The organism is Bradyrhizobium sp. LMTR 3, from assembly GCF_001693485.1.
Classification (GTDB): domain Bacteria; phylum Pseudomonadota; class Alphaproteobacteria; order Rhizobiales; family Xanthobacteraceae; genus Bradyrhizobium.
This window is the reverse complement of sequence record NZ_MAXC01000017.1, coordinates 48,376-67,699: the sequence shown is the minus strand read 5'-3', so window position 1 is coordinate 67,699 and position 19,324 is coordinate 48,376. Positions and strand designations below refer to the sequence as shown.

General features: G+C 61.3%; 22 protein-coding genes and 1 tRNA gene. 10 read left to right on the top strand and 13 right to left on the bottom strand.

All coding sequences use genetic code 11. The features are described 5' to 3' along the window. Positions 1 to 166: 166 nt before the first annotated feature. Together LMTR3_RS16195 and LMTR3_RS16190 are read right to left on the bottom strand one after the other, a co-directional pair. Positions 167 to 1,357: an extracellular catalytic domain type 1 short-chain-length polyhydroxyalkanoate depolymerase gene (locus LMTR3_RS16195; protein ID WP_065746081.1), complete on the bottom strand. Its 1,191-nt coding sequence runs from the start codon at positions 1,355 to 1,357 to the stop codon at positions 167 to 169. Positions 1,358 to 1,362: 5 nt separating this feature from the next. Beyond that, entirely contained in the window at positions 1,363 to 1,782 is a 420-nt protein-coding gene (locus tag LMTR3_RS16190; RefSeq protein WP_065746080.1) for a ribbon-helix-helix domain-containing protein, read from the bottom strand. 253 nt (positions 1,783 to 2,035) lie between these two features. Between LMTR3_RS16190 and LMTR3_RS16185 the strand changes: the two genes are divergently transcribed. After that, entirely contained in the window at positions 2,036 to 2,410 is a 375-nt protein-coding gene (locus tag LMTR3_RS16185) for a hypothetical protein (RefSeq protein ID WP_065746079.1), read from the top strand. Between the two features lie 462 nt (positions 2,411 to 2,872). Here LMTR3_RS16185 and LMTR3_RS16175 read toward each other — a convergent pair whose 3' ends face one another. The 6 genes from LMTR3_RS16175 to LMTR3_RS16150 form a co-directional block, all read right to left on the bottom strand. Next, entirely contained in the window at positions 2,873 to 3,256 is a 384-nt protein-coding gene (locus tag LMTR3_RS16175) for an NUDIX hydrolase (protein ID WP_065746077.1), read from the bottom strand. Between the two features lie 76 nt (positions 3,257 to 3,332). Continuing rightward, positions 3,333 to 3,596: a PepSY domain-containing protein gene (locus LMTR3_RS16170; RefSeq protein WP_065746076.1), complete on the bottom strand. Its 264-nt coding sequence runs from the start codon at positions 3,594 to 3,596 to the stop codon at positions 3,333 to 3,335. A 443-nt stretch (positions 3,597 to 4,039) separates the two neighbouring features. After that, on the bottom strand, positions 4,040 to 4,471 hold the full coding sequence (locus LMTR3_RS16165; RefSeq protein WP_084029656.1) for a PepSY domain-containing protein: 432 nt from the start codon (positions 4,469 to 4,471) through the stop codon (positions 4,040 to 4,042). Further along, entirely contained in the window at positions 4,399 to 5,331 is a 933-nt protein-coding gene (locus tag LMTR3_RS16160) for a tetratricopeptide repeat protein (protein ID WP_245319902.1), read from the bottom strand. Before LMTR3_RS16160 ends, LMTR3_RS16165 begins: the two co-directional genes overlap by 73 nt. 435 nt (positions 5,332 to 5,766) lie before the next feature. Continuing rightward, a complete protein-coding gene (locus LMTR3_RS16155; RefSeq protein WP_065746074.1) occupies positions 5,767 to 6,036 on the bottom strand; it encodes a conjugal transfer protein TraD in 270 nt (89 codons plus the stop codon). A 1-nt stretch (position 6,037) separates the two neighbouring features. Continuing rightward, positions 6,038 to 6,364, bottom strand: coding sequence for a conjugal transfer protein TraD (locus LMTR3_RS16150; RefSeq protein ID WP_176721919.1), 327 nt, complete (start codon positions 6,362 to 6,364; stop codon positions 6,038 to 6,040). 171 nt (positions 6,365 to 6,535) lie between these two features. On the opposite strand from LMTR3_RS16150, the gene traA reads away from it, so the two are divergent. From traA to LMTR3_RS16125, 5 genes are all read left to right on the top strand, one after another. Then, positions 6,536 to 9,499: a Ti-type conjugative transfer relaxase TraA gene (gene traA, locus LMTR3_RS16145; protein WP_065746072.1), complete on the top strand. Its 2,964-nt coding sequence runs from the start codon at positions 6,536 to 6,538 to the stop codon at positions 9,497 to 9,499. Between the two features lie 127 nt (positions 9,500 to 9,626). Further along, positions 9,627 to 9,842, top strand: coding sequence for a helix-turn-helix transcriptional regulator (locus LMTR3_RS16140; RefSeq protein ID WP_065746071.1), 216 nt, complete (start codon positions 9,627 to 9,629; stop codon positions 9,840 to 9,842). Positions 9,843 to 10,736: 894 nt separating this feature from the next. Beyond that, entirely contained in the window at positions 10,737 to 10,958 is a 222-nt protein-coding gene (locus LMTR3_RS16135) for a hypothetical protein (protein WP_065746070.1), read from the top strand. Positions 10,959 to 11,077: 119 nt separating this feature from the next. Beyond that, complete coding sequence (locus tag LMTR3_RS16130; protein WP_065746069.1) at positions 11,078 to 12,325, top strand: site-specific integrase; 1,248 nt, start codon at positions 11,078 to 11,080, stop codon at positions 12,323 to 12,325. Further along, entirely contained in the window at positions 12,322 to 12,519 is a 198-nt protein-coding gene (locus tag LMTR3_RS16125; RefSeq protein ID WP_176721918.1) for a hypothetical protein, read from the top strand. Before LMTR3_RS16130 ends, LMTR3_RS16125 begins: the two co-directional genes overlap by 4 nt. A gap of 23 nt (positions 12,520 to 12,542) precedes the next feature. Here the strand turns inward: LMTR3_RS16125 and LMTR3_RS16120 are convergent. Then, positions 12,543 to 12,627 (bottom strand) — tRNA-Leu (locus LMTR3_RS16120). Positions 12,628 to 12,724: 97 nt separating this feature from the next. Next, the gene (locus tag LMTR3_RS16115) at positions 12,725 to 12,967 is read right to left on the bottom strand and encodes a FliM/FliN family flagellar motor switch protein (RefSeq protein ID WP_027583831.1); all 243 of its coding nucleotides are present in this window, start codon (positions 12,965 to 12,967) and stop codon (positions 12,725 to 12,727) included. A 63-nt stretch (positions 12,968 to 13,030) separates the two neighbouring features. Here LMTR3_RS16115 and lipB point away from each other — a divergent pair, with 63 nt between their 5' ends. Then, entirely contained in the window at positions 13,031 to 13,753 is a 723-nt protein-coding gene (lipB, locus tag LMTR3_RS16110; RefSeq protein ID WP_065746067.1) for a lipoyl(octanoyl) transferase LipB, read from the top strand. A gap of 95 nt (positions 13,754 to 13,848) precedes the next feature. Here lipB and LMTR3_RS16105 read toward each other — a convergent pair whose 3' ends face one another. Next, positions 13,849 to 14,748 (bottom strand): alpha/beta fold hydrolase, encoded by a 900-nt coding sequence (locus LMTR3_RS16105; protein WP_065746066.1) that lies wholly within the window; start codon positions 14,746 to 14,748, stop codon positions 13,849 to 13,851. A 39-nt stretch (positions 14,749 to 14,787) separates the two neighbouring features. Then, positions 14,788 to 15,540, bottom strand: coding sequence for a glucose 1-dehydrogenase (locus LMTR3_RS16100; RefSeq protein WP_065746065.1), 753 nt, complete (start codon positions 15,538 to 15,540; stop codon positions 14,788 to 14,790). A 157-nt stretch (positions 15,541 to 15,697) separates the two neighbouring features. Here LMTR3_RS16100 and LMTR3_RS40010 point away from each other — a divergent pair, with 157 nt between their 5' ends. Beyond that, on the top strand, positions 15,698 to 17,245 hold the full coding sequence (locus LMTR3_RS40010; protein ID WP_065746064.1) for a DNA-3-methyladenine glycosylase 2 family protein: 1,548 nt from the start codon (positions 15,698 to 15,700) through the stop codon (positions 17,243 to 17,245). Between the two features lie 340 nt (positions 17,246 to 17,585). Next, complete coding sequence (locus LMTR3_RS16090; protein WP_065746090.1) at positions 17,586 to 17,885, top strand: hypothetical protein; 300 nt, start codon at positions 17,586 to 17,588, stop codon at positions 17,883 to 17,885. Between the two features lie 17 nt (positions 17,886 to 17,902). On the opposite strand, the gene LMTR3_RS16085 is transcribed toward LMTR3_RS16090, so the two are convergent. Next, positions 17,903 to 18,331 carry a tautomerase family protein gene (locus LMTR3_RS16085; RefSeq protein WP_065746063.1) on the bottom strand — a complete coding sequence of 143 codons (429 nt, stop codon included), beginning with the start codon at positions 18,329 to 18,331 and terminating at the stop codon, positions 17,903 to 17,905. A 116-nt stretch (positions 18,332 to 18,447) separates the two neighbouring features. Here LMTR3_RS16085 and LMTR3_RS16080 point away from each other — a divergent pair, with 116 nt between their 5' ends. Next, positions 18,448 to 19,302 carry a LysR family transcriptional regulator gene (locus tag LMTR3_RS16080; protein ID WP_065746089.1) on the top strand — a complete coding sequence of 285 codons (855 nt, stop codon included), beginning with the start codon at positions 18,448 to 18,450 and terminating at the stop codon, positions 19,300 to 19,302. Positions 19,303 to 19,324: the final 22 nt, after the last annotated feature.

Here is a 19,324-nt window from a genome sequence, read left to right as displayed (position 1 = left end):
CCCCATAGCCACGCCGCGCTACCCACGTGCTCCCTCCCGCGGTTTCCTCCCTTGGAGGCTTTCGGACGCCGGCCGCCGAATACGCCGCGACGTCCCTCAAGCGGCCGGCATCCGAAACCCTTCACAACAGGCGACATCGCGAGATCGGCGGCCGACTGAGGCGGCCTTAGTCCTCTGGGAGCGAATGCTCGAGGAAAAAACGAAGCATTTCCCTTGTTGCATCCGGTCCGCGCGGATCAGTGTAGGAACCCGCAGGGCTGCCTCCGGACCATGCGTGTCCCGCTCCGTGGATATTCCAGTGCTCCAACATTCCGCGTCCACTCGCGTCGCTCAGGATCGTTCGGGTATAGGCATGCCCTCCGGGTACTTGCCCGCGATGCACCTTCTTTTGTGCGCTCGTCCCCCTCATAGACTGCTCAAGAATTTGGCCGCCGTTGTTTGGATGCACGGTAGTGTCGCGATCGCCGTGAAAAACGATGGTCGGGACAGGTGGTCGGTCACCTGAAATTACCTTGTGATCGGACCCGCCTTGTCGCATCGCGACAAGCGCAGAAGGAAGGTCCGTGGCAACCCCACACGCGAGGCCAGAATGTATTCCAATTGCCGCGTACAGATCGTTGTATGTCGCTCCCATGATAGCCGCGGCGGCCGCTCCGGCCGACAGCCCACCAACGTAGACACGCTTTCGATCGACCAAATACTCATCCATGATCTGGCGAGTGATGCCCGCGATAAGCGAGGGTTCGCCTCTGCCTCGCTGCTGGTCGGCTGTGCGAAACCAGTTCCAGCATTTCGCCTGGTTTGCCTGGCTGGGCTGAGCAGGATAGGCCACGAAGCAACCTTGTTCCTCGGCGATAAAGTTCATCCTCGTGCCGGCGGCGAAATCATCCGGCGACTGGGTACAGCCGTGAAGCAGGACGACCAAAGGAAGCGGCCGCTCCTGATAACTGCTCGGGATGAAAAGCCTGTAGGAACGGCTTCCCGCGCGACTGCTGTAGGTGCATTCGATGAACCGGGCGCCCTCCGGCACGATGTCCGGTGTGGACAGCGGGGCGCGCTTAACACCTCGCAGTCCGATCCCGGAGCGCCCCTTTTTTCGATCCAGCAACGTCCGGAGCATGCGCGGTTGTGCGGATGCGGCTGGCTTTGATTGCGGCTGACGATCCGTCTCCTCAATAACATTGGCCTTCGCATCAATAATGAGCGGCGCAGCAAGAGCGATGCGGCCGCCGGTGCGCGATGGCGCGTCCGGCGCGCTATCCCCGCGAAGCATGCGCTGCAGGAGCTCGGTGGCCTCGACGAGTTGGCCCGCGCGCGTGAGGCGTGTCGCTTCCCGAATGATGTCCTGGTTCAGCATCGCCTTCACCGTGTCCTGTCGGCGAGCGCGGCCTTGACCGCCGCACTCGCATGCCACGCGCCCAGCACGGAGACTGAGGCAATGGTGGCGCGAGCAAGCTCGGGCGTGACGTCCTGGGAAATGCTGGCAAGGCCCAGAACATTGATGTGCAGCATCTCGCCGGCTCGCTGCACCGCTTCGAGATCCTCGCGGCTGTAGTTCCGCAGACCGAGGTCCAGGCTTTTTCGGGCCGTTGACTGCTTTACGACGTCGGCGTGCCGCTCGAGCTGGTTACGGATTGCCGTTCGGATGAAATCGGTTCGGTTCGAGTAGAACCCTTCCTGAACCATCAGATCGACGTGACCAAGGTCGACATAACCAAGATTGATCGTGATTTTTTCTGTTTCAGGCGGCTTGGGTCGAAGTTCCCGCACGTTACTATTCACAATTATCACCCTCCATATGCCATCTGTGTGGATGGGATATGGATGTACGGGGCATTCTTTCAAGGGTGCGACCCATTGAGACGAGGGTTTTATTCTGAACTCGCGGATAACGGATCTCCGCCCTTGACGAGGACGTGCGGAAGCGTGCCTCCGGCAGGCTCAATATCCGGCGCGAGGCTCGGCAGGGTGGAATTACCGCCGGATAACGCCCCCGAACCACGGAACTAATCCGGGCTCCGCGCGTGAGATTCTAATGAAAACAGTTCGCCGAAAGGGGCGCGCCGGTAGGCCCTCTACCGAACGGGATCCGCCCGCAACAACGTGGCTGCCCACAACGCTGACGGCTGAGGTGGACGCCTGGGCGACCGCCAACGATGCTACCCGCTCCGACGCTATCCACCGGCTGGTAGAACTGGGGCTGGCGGCGGGGGTAAAGCCAGCACAGCTAAACGCGACGCGGGCCAAGGAATTGGCTGCCAACGTAATCGACAACCTGGCTGACGGTGCGGCGAGTGCTGATGATCGGGCCAGCCGCAAAAGGCGGCTGCTGAAGGGACCTGAAGAATTCACAGAGGCGCGCGTCGATCGGCGAAGGCAAAAAAATGACGAAGGCACCGGGCGGAATTGAACCACCGAATCAAATCACCAGGGCCGAGCGGGAAGCGCGCAAGGCGTTTCGCCAAGTAGACGCGGCAACGGCAATGAGCGAGTACGAGATCGCGCAAAGAGCATTTGCGAAGAACCGCGAGCGTCTGAAAGCCGAGCGGCTCGCACGAGAGGCCGCGGCTCCACCGCCCACGAAGGCAAAGCCCAAGGCGAAAAAGAAATGAAGATGAAGCCACTGATTGGCCTCGTCGCTACTCTTTGCGACGAGCGCGTTTGCTCCGTGCACGCCACCGAAAGTCGGTAAAAGGCTTGGTAGGCCGACGTCCCCGCGGAAAGGGATCGGCAGCATCGCAGCTACCGCCATGTCTGAGTTGGGTCACAAGCGGCGGTCGAAGGATCGCTGATGCGAAGTCCGGACCGCCCTGAATACCGGACCAGCCGCAGGCGACGAAGTTGGTCGGCTTGGGGCCAAGCGCAGAAGTAGCTAGCCTCGCTTGGGGAACAGCTTGTCGCGGATATAACGAGAGGTCGGTGTTAATTGGATGCCGCGCGGTTTATGCCACGCCGCCTTGTCTATTTCCTGCTTGTCACCGATGGCGAGACGGCCAGAGGCTTTGGCAGCGATAAATATAGCATCGCTCATCTTCCGTCCTGATCTAGGGTTCTTGGCCTTGACCTCCTTCCAGAGCTTCAAGCGTCCCAGCTTGAGCTTTGGAAGCTCCTCCCGGATTTCCCTGCGCAAGCAACCTTTTTCCGTTTCCCGGCCACGCCGGCGGCCTCCCGGAAACATCCATAACCGGTCGCGCCTTCGTCTAACCAGCAAGACCCGTCCGCGTTTTGCCGCAACGAGTTTTGATGACTTTGCCATTCCTTCTGCGCCGCCCTAACATCGAATCATCTGGACGATTCTATAAGATGCTCGACGCAATAGTAGGCAGTTGCCCTTAGTCATCGACCTTTTCGGACGTGATTACACCGGTCTTCGGATCGGCGTGAAAGTCCATCTTCTGGCCGTTCTTGATGCCTTCGCCTTCCCATTGATCGTCGTCGGCTTCTAGTTTGGTGACCTCCGTATAACCTGACTGAAGAACCTTTTGCTTTACCTGCTCGGCAGGCATCCAGTCCGGTCCCGGCTGATCGGCCTTGGCGGGGTTCAGCGAACTTGCTGAGAGGGCCGCAGTGAAAACAACTGTCGCCAATTTGTTCATTGCCTTCGCCTCCTTTGCGCGTGACGATCAATTCGGCCGCAATGTAAAGGTTGCTAACCACTAGCACTTCTTCTTCGCCGCCTTCCTCTTTGCCTTTAGAATGTCGGCCTGACTGCGATAGGCCCCGAGCCATGCTCATATATCGTTGCGAGATTTCGACATCCGTCACGGCCTGGGCAATCCGCTCAGCTTTATCGGCCTGCTTGCGGAGGGACTTGATCTCTTTCACCATCGTTAGGCCCGACTGAAAGCCCCGCCTGCACACGGCAGGACGGGGAAGTTTGTGCTGAGCGTCGGTGTCAATCTTCCCAACGCCATCGCAATTATATTACTTAACGATTACTTGGAAATGGCAGTGAACTACGCGCTTCGCCATGAGCCGTCGCCCGAGCTGCGTCGGGCGCGCGGTATCGTTCGGGCGGAGGCGGAGTGCCTTCCTTCGCTCAGTCATCCAATTTGCGTGCCGCGCTGAGTACGCGGCCGCTATCGGGGTCTACGTGCACAACGTGCAGCCCGTTCTGCTCGATGTCTACCACGTAAACCACTTGACCTCTTCTAGGCTTAGCCTCGGCGGCGGCAATTGTGCCGCCGGGAAGTCGCTTCTCAGCAAGTGTAATTGCTTCAGCCATCGTGACCTTGGCTTGATCAACAGCCTTCACTCGTTTCAGATCCTTCTCTGCAACGTTCTTCTGCGTGACCTCGATGACGCTCCCGCTTTGCATATCGACGCTCACCTTGTGCAAGTTGTGCGCGTCGTCTTTTACCAGTTCGATAGAGTAGATGACTTTCCCGTCTTTTGTTGTCACCAAATCTGCATCGACCGGTTTTGCTCCAGCGATCTCCTTCTGAGCGACGGAAATCGCCTCGGAAAGCATGACTCTTCGATTGCTTCTTGATAATCGCGCAGGTGCAGGTGTGCATGGCAGAGGGTCCAACGCCAAGCGACAGCAGAAGGATCCCTGGGGCTGAGCCGGAGTGCTAGCTGCGTCACGGATAATGCTTCGCGTGCCCGCCCGACGAGGATTAGTGCATCTCCTTTGCCTGAGTAGGCGGCCGGGAAATTCGGATTGATTTCAAGCGCAGCGTCGTATTGATGCAGCGCCTCTTCAGGGTTACCAAATCGAAGAGTGTCTCCCTTGACCACGTGAGCCATTGCGTTTGCCGGGCTTTTCGAAAGGGCTCTGTCGACAAGATTGGTCGCCGTCTTCTTGTCTTCCGTCACGGACACAGGCCATCCGGAGAGCAAATTGATCGGGGGGCTCAGATACCACGCCTTCCCGATCATTGCATCGACGTTGTCCGGATCGAGGCGCAGCGCATTGTCGAATAGCTCCTTTGCCTGCGCAATTGTCGTCTTCGATCGGGGCTCATAGGACTTTGCCCAGCCGCGCATGGCGAAGTCCACGGCATCCGGATTCTTCGATAGGTCCGTTGCGTTACGGCGGCTTTCAGCTTGGATAAGTTCAATATTGAGCGAGCGGGCGAGCCGTGCTGTAATCTGGTCCTGCAAGACTGAGACTTTCGTGCGATCACTGTCGAAACGATCGGACCAGATGTCACGACCACTCGCGACATCTGTAAGCGATACGTTGACCCGGACCTGATCTCCAGCGCGCCGCACCGCGCCCTGTACGGCCCAGCGGATACCCAGGTCCTTGCCGAGAGTCTTCAGATCGATCTGCCGGTTCTTATAGGTAAAAGCCGTCCCGCGTCCGATGACAAATGCGTTGCGCATTCGCGCGAGATCTGTCGTTAAGTCGGTCGTAATGCTGTCGGCGAAATTGTCCTGCTCCGGATCGTTGTTGAGGTTCGCAAACGGCAGGACGACTGGTCAACGACATGACGTTCACCCAGTTTGCTTACGGTCTGGCGGCGACAGGCGCGCGGGCGTCCTCGCTTGCGGATCTGAGCCAGTGCAGCGCAGGATGACGGGGTCCGTTTTGCCGCAGTCTCCATTGCGCCGGACCAGCAACCATTGACGGCGCCCTCCGGAACCAGCGGTGCGATCGAGATTGAGTTCGCGGCCGAGGCTCGGATGCGGATCACAGGCGCGGTTGACGCGGCAACGCTGACCGCACTTGTGGCGGCGCTGCAGAGGCAATGTTGGGCGCCATTTAATGCCCGCTTGCAACCATCGGTCTTCGCATAGTTGACGTACCATTGTCGTGGTTCAACGACGAGCTGCTGCTGGATCGGGTCGATCTGTCCCCTTGCGTGCCGTTGGGTCCGCCTCGAACGCTTGCTTCCCCTTTGCCAACCACCGTGCTCGCGCCTGTTCGCTTTGATCGCTTTGGAGCTTGTCGGCCATCCAGAGCAGCGCGCCGTAGATCAGGACACGGTCGTCGCCAGTCAGGTTGACGAGTCCGGCTTTCACGACGAGGCCGCCGAGTTCGATCAGGTGCCGCGTTCGCTTGCGGCGCTCGACCTGCCATGTGCGCATGTCATGTCGCGCCCTTGCGACCTGACATCGGTTGCGCGCCGCCCGGTTGCGCCGGAGCGCCGTCTGCGTCGCGGTCAGTTGCCGACGCAGTTCTCCGCGCCCGTCCCTGAAAGAACGCGGCCCCGCGCCTGGCCCATGCCTCCCGCTTTCCGGCCTCTTTTGTCTCGGCCAGCACGATCAGCGCACCCGCCAGTTCATTGGCGCTCAGTGTGTCAGCCCCGGTGACGATAACCAGTTCGCCGAGCTGCTGCACCTTGCGGCTCTTGAGGTCACGCGCTTTGTCCTCAAGTGCTTTCAGTTCGGCATCAAAGTCCCGCGGCTTGCGCATCGTTGCCTCCATCAGTGTTGATGGAGAAATGATAGTCGAGCGCCCGGCACAATGCGGTAAGGTCGTCAGGACGGCTTGGGACGTGGTAGTCCCGCCCGAGAATTTTTCGAGGGAGGGCGCGCTTATACGTCGTTCCGACGTGCGCTTTGCCGTGTCAATGATCTGGTCGCGATGGCGATCTATCATCTTCACGTCAAGGTCATTGGCCGCAAGTCCGGGTCCAGCGCGGTGGCGTCCGCCGCCTACCGTTCGGGCTCGCGGCTGCGCGACGAGCGCCTGGACCGCAGCCACGACTTTTCGGCCAAGCGCGGCGTTGTGCATTCCGAGGTGATGCTACCGGAGAACGCACCGGAGGCGTGGCGCGACCGCGAACGGCTTTGGAACGATGTTGAAGCCTTCGAGATCCGCAAGGACGCGCAGCTTGCCCGCGAGGTGGAATTCGCGCTTCCCCGCGAGATGACCCAAGCTCAGGAGATCGAGCTGGCCCGCGACTTCGTGCAGGCTGAGTTCGTGGACCGGGGCATGATCGCCGATCTCAATGTGCATTGGGACATGGCCGAGGACGGCATGCCCAAACCGCATGCCCATGTCATGCTGACCATGCGCGCGGTAGACGAGAACGGTTTTGGCCAGAAGGAGCGGGACTGGAACCGCACGGAGATGGTCGAGCGCTGGCGCGAACGCTGGGCGGAGATCGCCAATGAGCGCTTGGCCGAACTCGACATCGACGCGCGCATCGACCATCGGAGTCTCGAAGCGCAGGGCATCGCACTGGAGCCGCAAAGCCAGATCGGCGCGCCCGCTCGGCGTATCGAGGATCGGGGAACCGAGGGCGAAGGCAATGAGGCCGACCGCGCCGAACTGCACCGCGAGATCGCGCGCGGCAATGGCGAGAGGATCATCGCCGATCCTTCCCTTGGACTGGACGCGATCACCCAGCAGCAATCGACCTTCACGCGCCGCGATATAGCTGTCTTCGCGCACCGGCACAGTCATGGCATCGAGCAGTTCAACGAAGTCATGGGTGCGATGCGCAATGCGCCCGATCTGGTCGAACTCGGCAAGGACGCTCGCGGCGAAGATCGGTTCACGACCAGCGCCATGATCGACACCGAACGGCGGCTGCACCACGCCGCCAAACTCATGGCGGAACGAGAACGCTATGAGGTGCGTAACGCGGATCGCGAAGCGGCTCTTGCGCGTGGGGAAGCGCGCGGTGTCGTCCTTTCGGGCGAGCAGGCCGACGCGCTGGTGCATGTCACGGATGGGCGCGATCTCGGAATCGTCGTTGGCCATGCCGGAACCGGCAAGAGCGCGATGCTGGGCCTGGCACGGGAGGCCTGGGAAACAGCGGGCTACGAGGTCCGGGGCGTAACGCTGTCCGGCATCGCGGCGGAAAACCTCGAAAGCGGATCGGGCATTGCGTCACGCACCATCGCCAGCATGGAGCATGGTTGGCATCAGGGCCGCGACCTGCTCACGACCCGCGATGTGCTGGTGATCGACGAGGCCGGCATGGTCGGTACACGGCAGTTGGAACGCGTCCTGTCCCATGCAGCAGAGGCCGGCGCCAAGGTCGTCCTGGTCGGCGACATCAAGCAGTTGCAAGCAATCGAGGCCGGCGCGGCCTTCCGCTCGATCCATGAGCGCCATGGTGGTGCGGAAATCGGCGAGGTGCGCCGCCAAAATGAGGACTGGCAGCGCGACGCCACGCGCGATCTGGCGACGGGCAGAGCCGGCCATGCGCTGGAAGCCTATCGCTCCCACCGCATGGTGCATGAGGCGCAAACACGCGAGCAGGCGCGGGGCGATCTGATCGGGCGCTGGGACCGCGACCGGCAGTCAGCGCCGGGGCGCAGCCGGATCATCCTCACACACACCAACGACGAGGTGCGCGCCCTCAATGAGGCCGCGCGGGAGCGGATGCGGGCTGCGAGTGATCTGGGGGATGAGGTGCGCCTCACGGTCGAGCGCGGCGAGCGCCGCTTCGCCAGCGGGGATCGCGTCATGTTCCTGCAAAACGAGCGCGGGCTCGGCGTAAAGAACGGCACGCTGGGAACCATCGAACATGTCAGCGCGCAATCCATGACGGTGCAGACCGACGATGGCCGATCCGTTCGCTTCGGCCTCAGGGATTATAACCGGATCGACCACGGCTATGCCGCAACCATCCACAAGGCCCAGGGTATGACGGTGGACCACACCCATGTGCTAGCGACGCCGGGCATGGATGCCCATGGCAGCTATGTCGCCCTATCGCGGCATAGAGAGGGCGTGGACCTGCATTATGGCCGCGACGATTTTGCCAGTCAGGACCGGCTTGTCCGCACCCTGTCGCGCGACCGGGCCAAAGACATGGCTTCGGATTACGAACGCGCCGATCCGGCCCAGAGCTATGCCGAACGACGTGGGATCACCTTCCGCGAGCGCGTGGCCGAGATTGTGCGCAAGGTCGTGCCCGAGAGGGTGCGCAACATGTTCGATTGCCTGCGCCCGTCTGCCGAAGCTGTGCCTGGCACAGAGAGCGCCCGGAGGCCGCAACGGGAAGCGCCGGAAAGGAAGGTGGTGAAAGACCCGGAAGGGGCGCTGCGTAAGGCCCGCACGAAGGCTCTCACCCGTCATGCCCGAGCCGTGGATGCGATCTTCGATATGCAGGACCAGGGCGGCAAGGCCAGCCCGGAGCAGGTGAAGGAATTGCAGGAGTCCCGCAAGGTTTTCGAGGAGGTGCGGCCCTATGGCTCGCACGACGCCGAAGCTGCCTACAAGAAGAACCCGGAACTCGCCCTTGAAGCCGCTTCGGGCAACTCTGCTCGCGCCATCCGCGCGCTCCAGCTTGAAACCGAACTGCGCACCAATCCGAGCCGCCGCGCCGACCGTTTCGTGCAGCGCTGGCAGAAGCTCGACCACACCAGCCAGCGCCAGTATCAGGGCGGCGACATCGCCGGCTACAAGGCGACGCGCTCGGCGATGGGCGACATGGCGAAAAGCCTTGAACGCGATCCGCAACTGGAATCCATCCTCGCCACCCGCAAGCAGGAACTCGGCATCGCATTTGAATCAGGCCGCCGGCTGGGCCAGGAATTGGCCTTCACTCACGGCATCGACATTGGCAGAGGCCGGGGCATCGGAATTTGATCCATCCATCTGCCGCCGTCTCTACGCCACGCTATGACAAGTCCAACAACTCGCTTGCCTACTGCAACTGCTCGTCCTGTCTTGTCTCCGAAGCTGTCAGAGAGAGCCAGCAGGAGGCAGCGCGGTTATGCGCGAACCAGACCGTATCATCCGCTTGAAAACCGTGCTTTCCCGGACCGGGCTGTCCCGGTCCACCATCTATCGCAAGATCGCCGAGGGCACATTCCCGCCGCAGATCAAGATCAGCGTCAACGGGAGCGGCTGGCATGAGTCGGAGATCGACCGATGGATCGCCAATCCCGTCGGATGGCGCCCGAAACGCGCGTTAGATGAAGTCCAATAAGAGCGGCGGCAGCAACTCCCTTTGCTGGTGGCGAGCCATGGGACCAGACCGGCGTCGGCCCCTCAAGGCCGAGCCGCTGGGCGGCGGCGCTGACGCGCCGGCCTTGACCGCCTGACGCCGTCCCGGTTTGAGCTCTTCAAGCAGACAAAGGCGGGTTGGTAGCGGTCGCACTTCCACTCCGGAACAGCAAGGCAGCGGGCGGAGCTCGACGGCAAAAAATTTCCCCAGACTAAACCCCAGACTAAACGCAATTGTGGTCTGGGCGCATTTTAGGCCGTTCTATAAATCGAAGACATTTGAAGAAGATGAATGGCGCGCCCGAAGAGATTCGAACTCCTGACCCGCAGATTCGTAGTTTACCGGTGAGGCGGCGTAACCGGCACCGCAAGACCGTGAACGGGCCGCGCGGGCCGTGATCTGACGTGAGTTGCGGCGCTCGCCATCGGCCTGCGATCACAATTGAGTCATCGCGCGCCCTCTGCCCTTTTACGCTGCGACTTTCCTCCTGCCGCTTCCACGAGAGAGATTTCGAGCCAGATTGGGAACAGCAAAAAGCCCTTGAAAACGATGCGTTCTCAACGGCTTAAGATTTGGTTGCGGGGATAGGATTTGAACCAATGACCTTCAGGTAATGAGCCTGATCAGCTTGCCTTAACATCGCTTTAGCACGAAGCCTTGGCCGCGCACAGAGATACGGGCGAACGGCAATCAAATCGTTCGACGATCCAAGTCGAGCTACCCCGACTCTCTGAGTTACCCCTCCGATTTCCACTCCAATCAAACCGATTGTCCGAAGGACAACTGGCTGCTCTTTTGTCCGCGGCTTTCTCAGTCCTCCATACCGATGATTCCGGTTCTGACGGTGTGAATTTTACAGTCAATAGGAGAAGCGCGATGCCGCGACGTCCCGCCAAGGTCACACAAGCAGACATTGCCCGTGCGATCCGCGCCGCCAAGGAAGCCGGCGCGAGCGCGGTGATGGTCGATGGCGAGGGCGTTATTCGGATTGCACTCACGGCAAGCGCCGCGCCGATCAAGCCTCCAAATGATTCCGGCGAAATATGGGTGCCATCTCAGGCATTGCAGCGTTATCTGAAACGCACCGAAAGCGGGTGAAACGCACCTTATGCAATTGATGCGGAGTCGTCGCATCGTTAGACTCCAAGCATTGGTTACGGAGAAAGCCAATGCTTGGACAAAAGGCCCGGTCTCCTCGCGCGCCCGAGGATCACCGGATGAACCTGTACCACGACAATTTTCGTGGCCGCCTGCGCTGGTACGTCAAGGTCAGCAAAGCGGGACGCCGCATTGACGTCGTTGAGGAGTACAGCACGGCTGAGCAGAGCGACTTTCACAAGGCTTGGGAGGCTGCGGTCCGTGCCTTGGGAGGAGTGCCACGCATGCGCCGCACCAAGCCCGACGAGGCACCTGCCACCTCGCGCCGCTACCTGATCAGTGACGTGTCCGACAAGGGGCAGCTGCGTTGGTATGTACAGCTTCGCGACAAGCTGCCAAAAATCAGAATCAACGAAGAGTTCGGAAGCGATGAGTTCAATCGCGCGGTCGATGCCGCAATCGTCGACCAGATCGGCAAGTTCGGCGACGCCACCGACTGGGTTCGCGCCGAAAAGCAAACGCGCGAAAAGCGCGAGCCACTGCCAACCACCCCGCCCGCTCCAGGCAGCCTGCGTTGGTACTGGACGCTCTACAGGCAGAGCGACCGCTGGCTTGGCAATCCGGCGATCAGTGAAGAAGGGCTGGCCGAAAGCACGCGAGACGCGCGGACCGGGCTGATAGAGCCCCTGCTCCATGACAACGGCGAGCGACCGTTTGCGGCGCTGACGCGCAGGGTGTTGCGCGAGGAACTGAAGGCTCGCACGCCGGTTCAGGCCGGCAATCTGTTGTCGGCGCTGCGCCACATGATCGGCTGGATGATCGACGAGGAGCACATCGAGCCGGATGACGACCCGACCATTGGGCTCAAAAGCGGCAAGGCGAAAGCCTCGCGCGAGAGCGGCGGCTGGGTGCCGTGGACAGAAGAGGATATGGCGAAGTATCGGGCGCGCTGGCCGCTCGGCACCGAGGCGCGGTTGATGTTCGACATCCTCCACTACACTCACCTGCGGCTCGGCGATGCCTCTCGCTTTGGATCCACCCACCTGCAGCGGACGTTGAAGACAATGATGGTCAAGGTCGCGACCGAAAAGAGCAAGGGCCACACCACGGCGACGGTGCCCGTGCATCGCGACTTCGCGGTCTCGCTGGCGGCGGCGCCCAATGCCGGCATCTTGGGAACGGGCGAGGTCTTCACCGGCAAGCTGGTGAAGGGCGAGATCGCGCCGATGAACAAGAAGGCGTGGGCGGCAAAGTTCAAGAAGTTTGCCCGGCTGGCCGGGTCAACGAGCTCAAAAAGAATTGCCATGGCGTGCGCAAGGCGCGCGCCGAAGTCGCGGCCTACTCGGAGTGCACGGAAGCGCAGATGATGGCGATGTTCGGCTGGCGCGATCACAAGATGCCGGCGCTCTACATCGCCAAGGCGAACCGGGACAAGCTTGCGATCAGTGGGATGGAAAAGATCGAGGCCTACGATCAAATGGAGAACACCGCCGATCTGGCGATGCCGATCGACCAGAACAGAATAGTAACTTTTGAGAGTAACCGGCGGAAAAAACCCTGATATTTCAACGCCAAGTGTGGGGGTGGTGCGCTCGGAGGGACTCGAACCCCCACGATGTTACTCACTGCCACCTCAAGGCAGCGCGTCTACCAATTCCGCCACGAGCGCTTGGGATACCGGCTGGAAGGATTGCAGCCCGCCGGATCAACGGTTGCGATGTAACAAATCAGGGATGGGGGGACAAGGAAGTTTTGCGCTCCGATAACTACCTGACATCAGGGGATTTCGGCAGCATTTGCTTGACTTCGACCGCGATGCGGTTGCGATCGACCAGCACCACGCCGGAGGCAATGGGCAAGTTATTGGCGAGGATCTTGACCTCGTCCGCCTCGGTGGCATCCAGTTCGATGATGGCGCCGCGGGAAAGTCGCATCACCTGGTGGATGGGCATGGTCGTGGTGCCGAGCACCACCATGAGATCGACGCTGACTTTATCGAGGGTGGCCACTTCTGAACCGCCAAAAGGGACTAAATTGGTGTGGTTCCCACCTGAACACGTTATGGTTAGCCAATGGTTAATGACCGCCAAAGCCTTGATTTGACGACCTTCGCCCAGGGCGGCGGCGGGGTCGAATGGCGGATTTCGGCGGAACCGGTCCCCTATCCCGAGGCCGTGGCTGCAATGGAGGCCCGCGCGGCCGAGATCGCCGAGCGAAAGGCGACCGAACTGGTCTGGCTCCTGGAGCACCCCCCGCTTTATACCTCCGGCACCAGCGGCAGGCAGGACGACCTGCTCGAGCCGCGCTTCCCGTTGTTTACCACCGGCCGCGGCGGACAGCTCACCTATCACGGTCCCGGCCAGCGGGTGGCCTATGTGATGCTCAACCTGAAGCGGCGGCGGCCGGACGTGCGTGCCTATGTTGCCGGCCTCGAAGAATGGATCATCCGCACGCTGGATGCCTTCAACGTGCGCGGCGAGCGCCGCGAGGATCGTGTCGGGGTCTGGGTCAGGCGGCCGGACAAGGGTGTCGGCCACGAAGACAAGATCGCTGCAATCGGCGTGCGGTTGCGGCGTTGGGTGTCGTTCCACGGCATCGCCATCAATGTCGAGCCGGAGCTTTCGCATTTTTCCGCGATCGTCCCCTGCGGCGTTGCCGATCCGCGTTACGGGGTAACCTCACTGGTCGACCTCGGCCTGCCCGTCACGATGGAAGACGTCGACATCGCGCTCCGGCGGGCGTTTACGGACGTGTTCGGCGCAACGAGTGCACAGCTGCCGGAAGCGACGGTCTAACTACGGTCTCGCAGCGCAGGGCTTGGTTCTGGAGACGGACGGCATCACGAACCGATGATCTCTACCGAAGCCTGTAGTGTAGCCGATATCAGCACTCACCCTGGCCGATCCAACCCTAGAAATTCCCGAATGTGGCGATTCACGATCGTTGGATGCTCGTCAAGTATCCAATGACTTCCGCCAACGATTTCGCGAAGCGTAAGGTCAGGAACATAAGTCTCCAGGCCGTCATAGTTTTCGTTCACGAGAAACTTGTCCTCATTGCCGAATATCACAAGGGTCGGAACGGCGATGGTAAGCGGAGATATCTCGTGAACATAGTTTCCGTATGCGGGCGATGATCCTTCCGCCGGTCCCCAGCCCTCCGCCTGATACCAAGCGACCATTCCCTCAATCGCGCCGGGCTGACGCCAGGCAGTGAGATATGCCTCCAGATCTTCCTTGCTAAAGAAGTCGTGCTCTTCAAACGTTCGTTTCAGCGCGGCGAAATCATTTTCGGCAAGTTTCTTTGCACTATCGGGCCGCCGAAGGCGCAGCCAATGCTTGCCGCCCCTGATTTGCTTCTCGTTGTAGTGAAGCTCACGGTCAAATGTCGCCGGATGCGAGCCGGATAGAATTACCAACCGATCAAGCATTTCGCGATGATGGAGCGCAAATGAGTAGCCAACTGCGGCGCCCCAGTCATGACCGACCATCGTGCATTTGGAGAAGCCCAGTTGCTGGATCAAGGATTTCATGTCGTCCGCCGCAACCCAGACGCCATTATCTCTCAGCTTTGCTGGCCTCGAGGACAGATTTACTCCGCGCAGATCGACCGCCACCACGGTATGATCTACAGAAAATTCCTTGAGCTGATGCCGGAATGCGTACCAGTGTTGGGGAAATCCGTGGACAAACAGCATAAGCGGTCCTGAACCGGCTATTACGTAATGCAGGTGCGCTCCACCCACGTCGGCATATTCGTGCCGAAGCTCGGCCGCATTCGGTGCACTCATTTCATGATCCTCAATTCTCCAGGGAAATCTGCGTCTGCGCTATTGGATGACAAAACCGCCGTCGATGACCAAGGAATGACCCGAGACGTATGACGCACCATCCCCTGAAAGAAACAGCACCGCTTTCGCGACTTCCTCAGGCTCTGCGATTCGTCCCGCCGGCATCGCGCCCGTCACGCGCTCCTCTACTCCGGGCATTGCAAACCAGCGCTTGACCATTTCCGTGCGCGTCGCGGCGGGACAGATTGCGTTCACGCGAATGCCCTGCTTGGCGTATTCGAGTGCCGCTGCTTTCGTTAAACCCAGGAGACCATGCTTGCTCGCGATATAGGCCGATTGCCCCGGGCTGGCGACTAAGCCGCTGACTGACGCAGTATTGACGATCGCGCCGCCACCATTGGCGAGCATCGCCGGGATCTCGTGCTTCATCGAGAGGAACGCACCAAGCAGATTGGTGGCCAACACGCTGACAAAGCCGGCCTCGTCCTCATCGGCAATCAGTTTGCCCGCACGTCCGACCCCGGCGTTGTTGAGCGCGATGTCAAGCCGGCCGTACAGCTCGACCGTGCGGGCGACCATCGTCCGGCAATCATCCTCCTTGGAAACATCCGCCTTCACGAACGCGGCCACGCCGCCGGCCTTCTCGATCGAATCGACCGTCGCTTCGCCTTCCTTTTCGCGCCGTCCGACAATCATCACCTTCGCACCCTCACGCGCGAACAGCAGCGCGGTTGCCTGGCCTATGCCAGTGTTGCCGCCCGTGATGAGCGCTACTTTGCCTTCGAATTTCATTTTGTCTCTCCGAGTTGAGGCGGTGACATCGCAGGTACCCGGGATATTTGCTCGCAGAATTCGGACCTCATCCTCGAAGATCCCAAATCGAGGCTAAAGGAATGGTGGAGTCCGAAAAGCGCCAGACAAAAGCAGCGCAATATGGGAGGCTGACCCGATGGATCTTGACCACGACGCTTGCTATCGCGCGATCTCGACGCGGGACGCCCGTTTTGACGGCCGGCTCTTCGTCGCCGTAAAGACGACAGGGATTTATTGTCGCCCGGTTTGCCCTGCTCGAATTCCAAAGCGGGAGAACGTCACGTTTCATCCGACAGCGGCATCGGCACACGAGGCGGGATTCCGGCCTTGCCTGCGATGCCGTCCTGAGGCGGCGCCCGATCTTGCCGCGTGGCGCGGGACCTCGAATACAGTATCCAGGGCACTCTCCCTTATTGAAATGGGTGTCATGGACGGCGGTGACGTCACCGGTCTCGCCGACCGGCTGGGCGTGGGCGAACGTCAACTGCGCCGTCTGTTTCGTCGGCACCTTGGCGCATCTCCGATAACGGTCGCTCAAACCCGCCGAGTGCTGCTCGCAAAGCAGCTCATTCACGAGACCAAGCTGCCAATGACCGAGGTGGCGCTTGCCGCCGGCTTTGGCAGCGCGCGCCGGTTTAACCAGATATTCCAGCAACTGTATGGGCGCCCGCCGAGCGCTCTGCGTCGAAGTGCGGCGGAGGATGTCTCGTCCGAATCAACCGGCGGCGTAAGGATCCTTCTCCCGTATCGGCCTCCCTATGACTGGGACGCGATGCTCGATTTCCTAAGATTTCGCGCGATCCCTAGTGTGGAGACGATTAGCGGAGATGCATATGCGCGCGCGATCGAAATCGAGGGAGCCCAGGGGATCGTGGTGGTCCGCCCCACGAATAGCCACGCGCTTGAGGCCACCATCAGATTTCCGAAGCTGTCTTCGCTTCCGGCCATCATAGCTCGGTTGCGGCGAGTGTTCGACCTGGCCGCGGATCCAGGCGCGATCGGCGCCCACCTCGCCAGGGATTCCGCGCTTGCCGCATTTGTAAAAGCGCGGCCTGGGCTAAGGGTGCCCGGAGCGTGGGACGGCTTCGAGCTCGCGGTCCGAGCCCTGTTGGGCCAGCAGATCACGGTCACTGCCGGGATCGCTCTCGCAGGAAAGCTTGTGGCCGCCCATGGAAAGGCGCTGAGGACCCGCCATCCCGACTTTCCGGCTCTGACGCACGTCTTTCCACAGCCAAGTCGGATTGCCAATGCGGATATTTCCAAGCTTGGAATGCCGAGGAGACGTGCTGCCGCACTGTCGTCGTTGGCCGCCGCGGTAGTGGCCGATCCACATATCTTCGGGGCGCGTCGAAGCCTCGACGAGGCCATCGTTCAGCTTCGGTCCCTCGCCGGGGTCGGCGAATGGACGGCGCAATACATCGCGATGCGCGAACTTCGAGAGCCCGACGCCTTTCCCGCAGCCGACATCGGACTCATGCGCGCGATGCAGGATTCCGCAGGCCGGCGTCCAAGTCCGAACGAATTGCTGGCACGCGCGGAGCGATGGCGTCCGTGGAGAGCGTATGCCGCGCAATATCTTTGGTCGGCAAAAGCGCCCGCTACGGTCACAAAGCTGCGCTCCGAGCCTGGCGATAGGCACAGGAATCGACGGAAGGCCGAGGCAGAGTGGGCGGTAGATGCGTGATTACCGGCATGACTGACGCGAAACGGGCCAATTCGAAGCAATTGCGCGCGAAGCCTTGCCGCGCCGGTATCGATCGTTTGCAGGTCGAATAGCCCGGGGGTTCCGATGGGATTGTCCACGATAGGTCGACCGTTCGTCGAGTCCAGCACGGCCAGTCATGCTTCATGCTGCGATCCTTGGCGGCGTGACCACAAGTTGCGCGCCTGCCCCGAGGCTTCGCCCTGAGATCGTCTGATCGAGCACCTGCGGCATCGCCGCGCTTCCTTGAGATCTTCCGCCGCGGCAAGCGGCGCCACATATCCACAGACAGGCGGTGTACAGGTGCACAGAGGAGGTCGCGATGAAATCGCACAGGCTTCCCTTCGAAAACCGATGGACCAACAATACCCACGCCTGGCAATGGAATTGTGAACTTGACCGTCTGGGCGTCGCGAACGTGCGAGCCATGTTCGCAGATCACGAAGCGCATCACGCCAGCCAGCGTACTGTCATATTCGATATCCCGGCCGGATTTGTCAGGGATTGGCTTGCGTTCCACGATCGGCGCGCGGCGCGCCAACAACTTCTTTGGCGCGCTTCCGTGATTGCTCTCACCCTGATCGCGGCCACTGCGGCGGTACTGGGCGCCCTAAGGGCGTGATACATGCACCCTGAAGTTCACGCCGCAGGCTTCCGCGGCGAGACCTCAAGCTGGCCGGCGATGTAGCGGCGCTCCTGGGTGAGGCCGCCGAAGCCGTAAGCATCGCCCTTCACTTCGTCGACATGGGCGTAGCTCTCCTCGTGCAGCGGCCCGAGCAGTTCGCCCATGCGCTGGAATAGCGCGGCGAGATAGGCCGCCTTCTCGTCCTTGGTGTTGGTGCCGTCGCTGACGTGAACGTCGAGCCAGAAACTGGCGAGGCTCTGCTCGGCGAGCGACTTGCCGCCGGCGAACCAGTCGGCGGCATCGATCGACTTCACGATGACGGCAGTAACCTTCGGATCCTTGCGCAGGATTCGCGCAGTGAGATCGCTGACAGCGGACGCAATCTCGGCCTGCAGCGACGGGGCCGTGTGAACGCTGGAATAGGTGACGGTGATGAGCGGCATGGTCGTTCTCCGTGAGCGGGCGCGCTGGCATTGCGCTTCCCTTTAGCTAGACCCGCGGCCATCATTTTGGTATCTTATCTTTATTCATAACAATGATAAGTCATGTTGATGATGCCGTGAGCACGCTGGATATCGATACGGTGCAGGCGTTCCTGCTGGTCGCCGAGCTGCAAGGTTTTACCCGCGCCGCCGAAGCGCTTGGCACGACCCAGGCCGCCGTCAGTATGAAGCTGCAGCGGCTGGAGAGCGTGATGGGCCGGCGGCTGGTCGAGCGCTCGCCGCGGGCGGTCGCGCTGACCGCCGAGGGCGCTGCGTTCCTACCCCACGCCCGCGCTTTGATCGAGGCGCATGACCGTGCGCTGTCGGGCGACAAGCCCACGCGCCCGCAATTGTCGCTCGGGATCTCCGATCACGCCGCAGGACCCGAACTGGTGCCGCTGCTCGAACGGCTGCATGCGGTGTCGTCACAACTGGCGCTGTCCGTGACCATCGGCTTCTCGCGCCAGATGCTCGACGCCTATGATGCCGGCGAATTCGATGCCGTGGTGGTCCGTCAGGAAGGCAGCCGCCGCGGCGGCGAGAAGCTGACTGAAGACGGCTTCGGCTGGTTTGCCGCCAAAAGCCTCGCCTGGCGCCGCGGCTCGACGCTGCCACTGGCGATGCTGGCGCCGCCCTGCGGCGTACGCGCGCTCGCCGTCCGTGCCCTCGACAAGGCCGGCATCGCCTGGAGCGAGAGCTTTGTCGGCGGCGGCGTCACCGCCGTGGCCGCCGCGGCATTGGCCGGCCTCGCGGTAGCGCCACTTGCCCACCGGATCGCGCCACCGGGCCTGGTCGATATCGGACCGGCCGAAAGACTGCCGCGGCTCGCTTCCTCGAAGGTGATGCTGCACTCGAAGGTCAGCGACCCAGCCAAGCTCGCGGCGCTGCGGACGCTGGCGGCGACATTCAAAAGCGTGGCCGCAGCGCGATAACCCACCATTTCGTTAAAAAGCC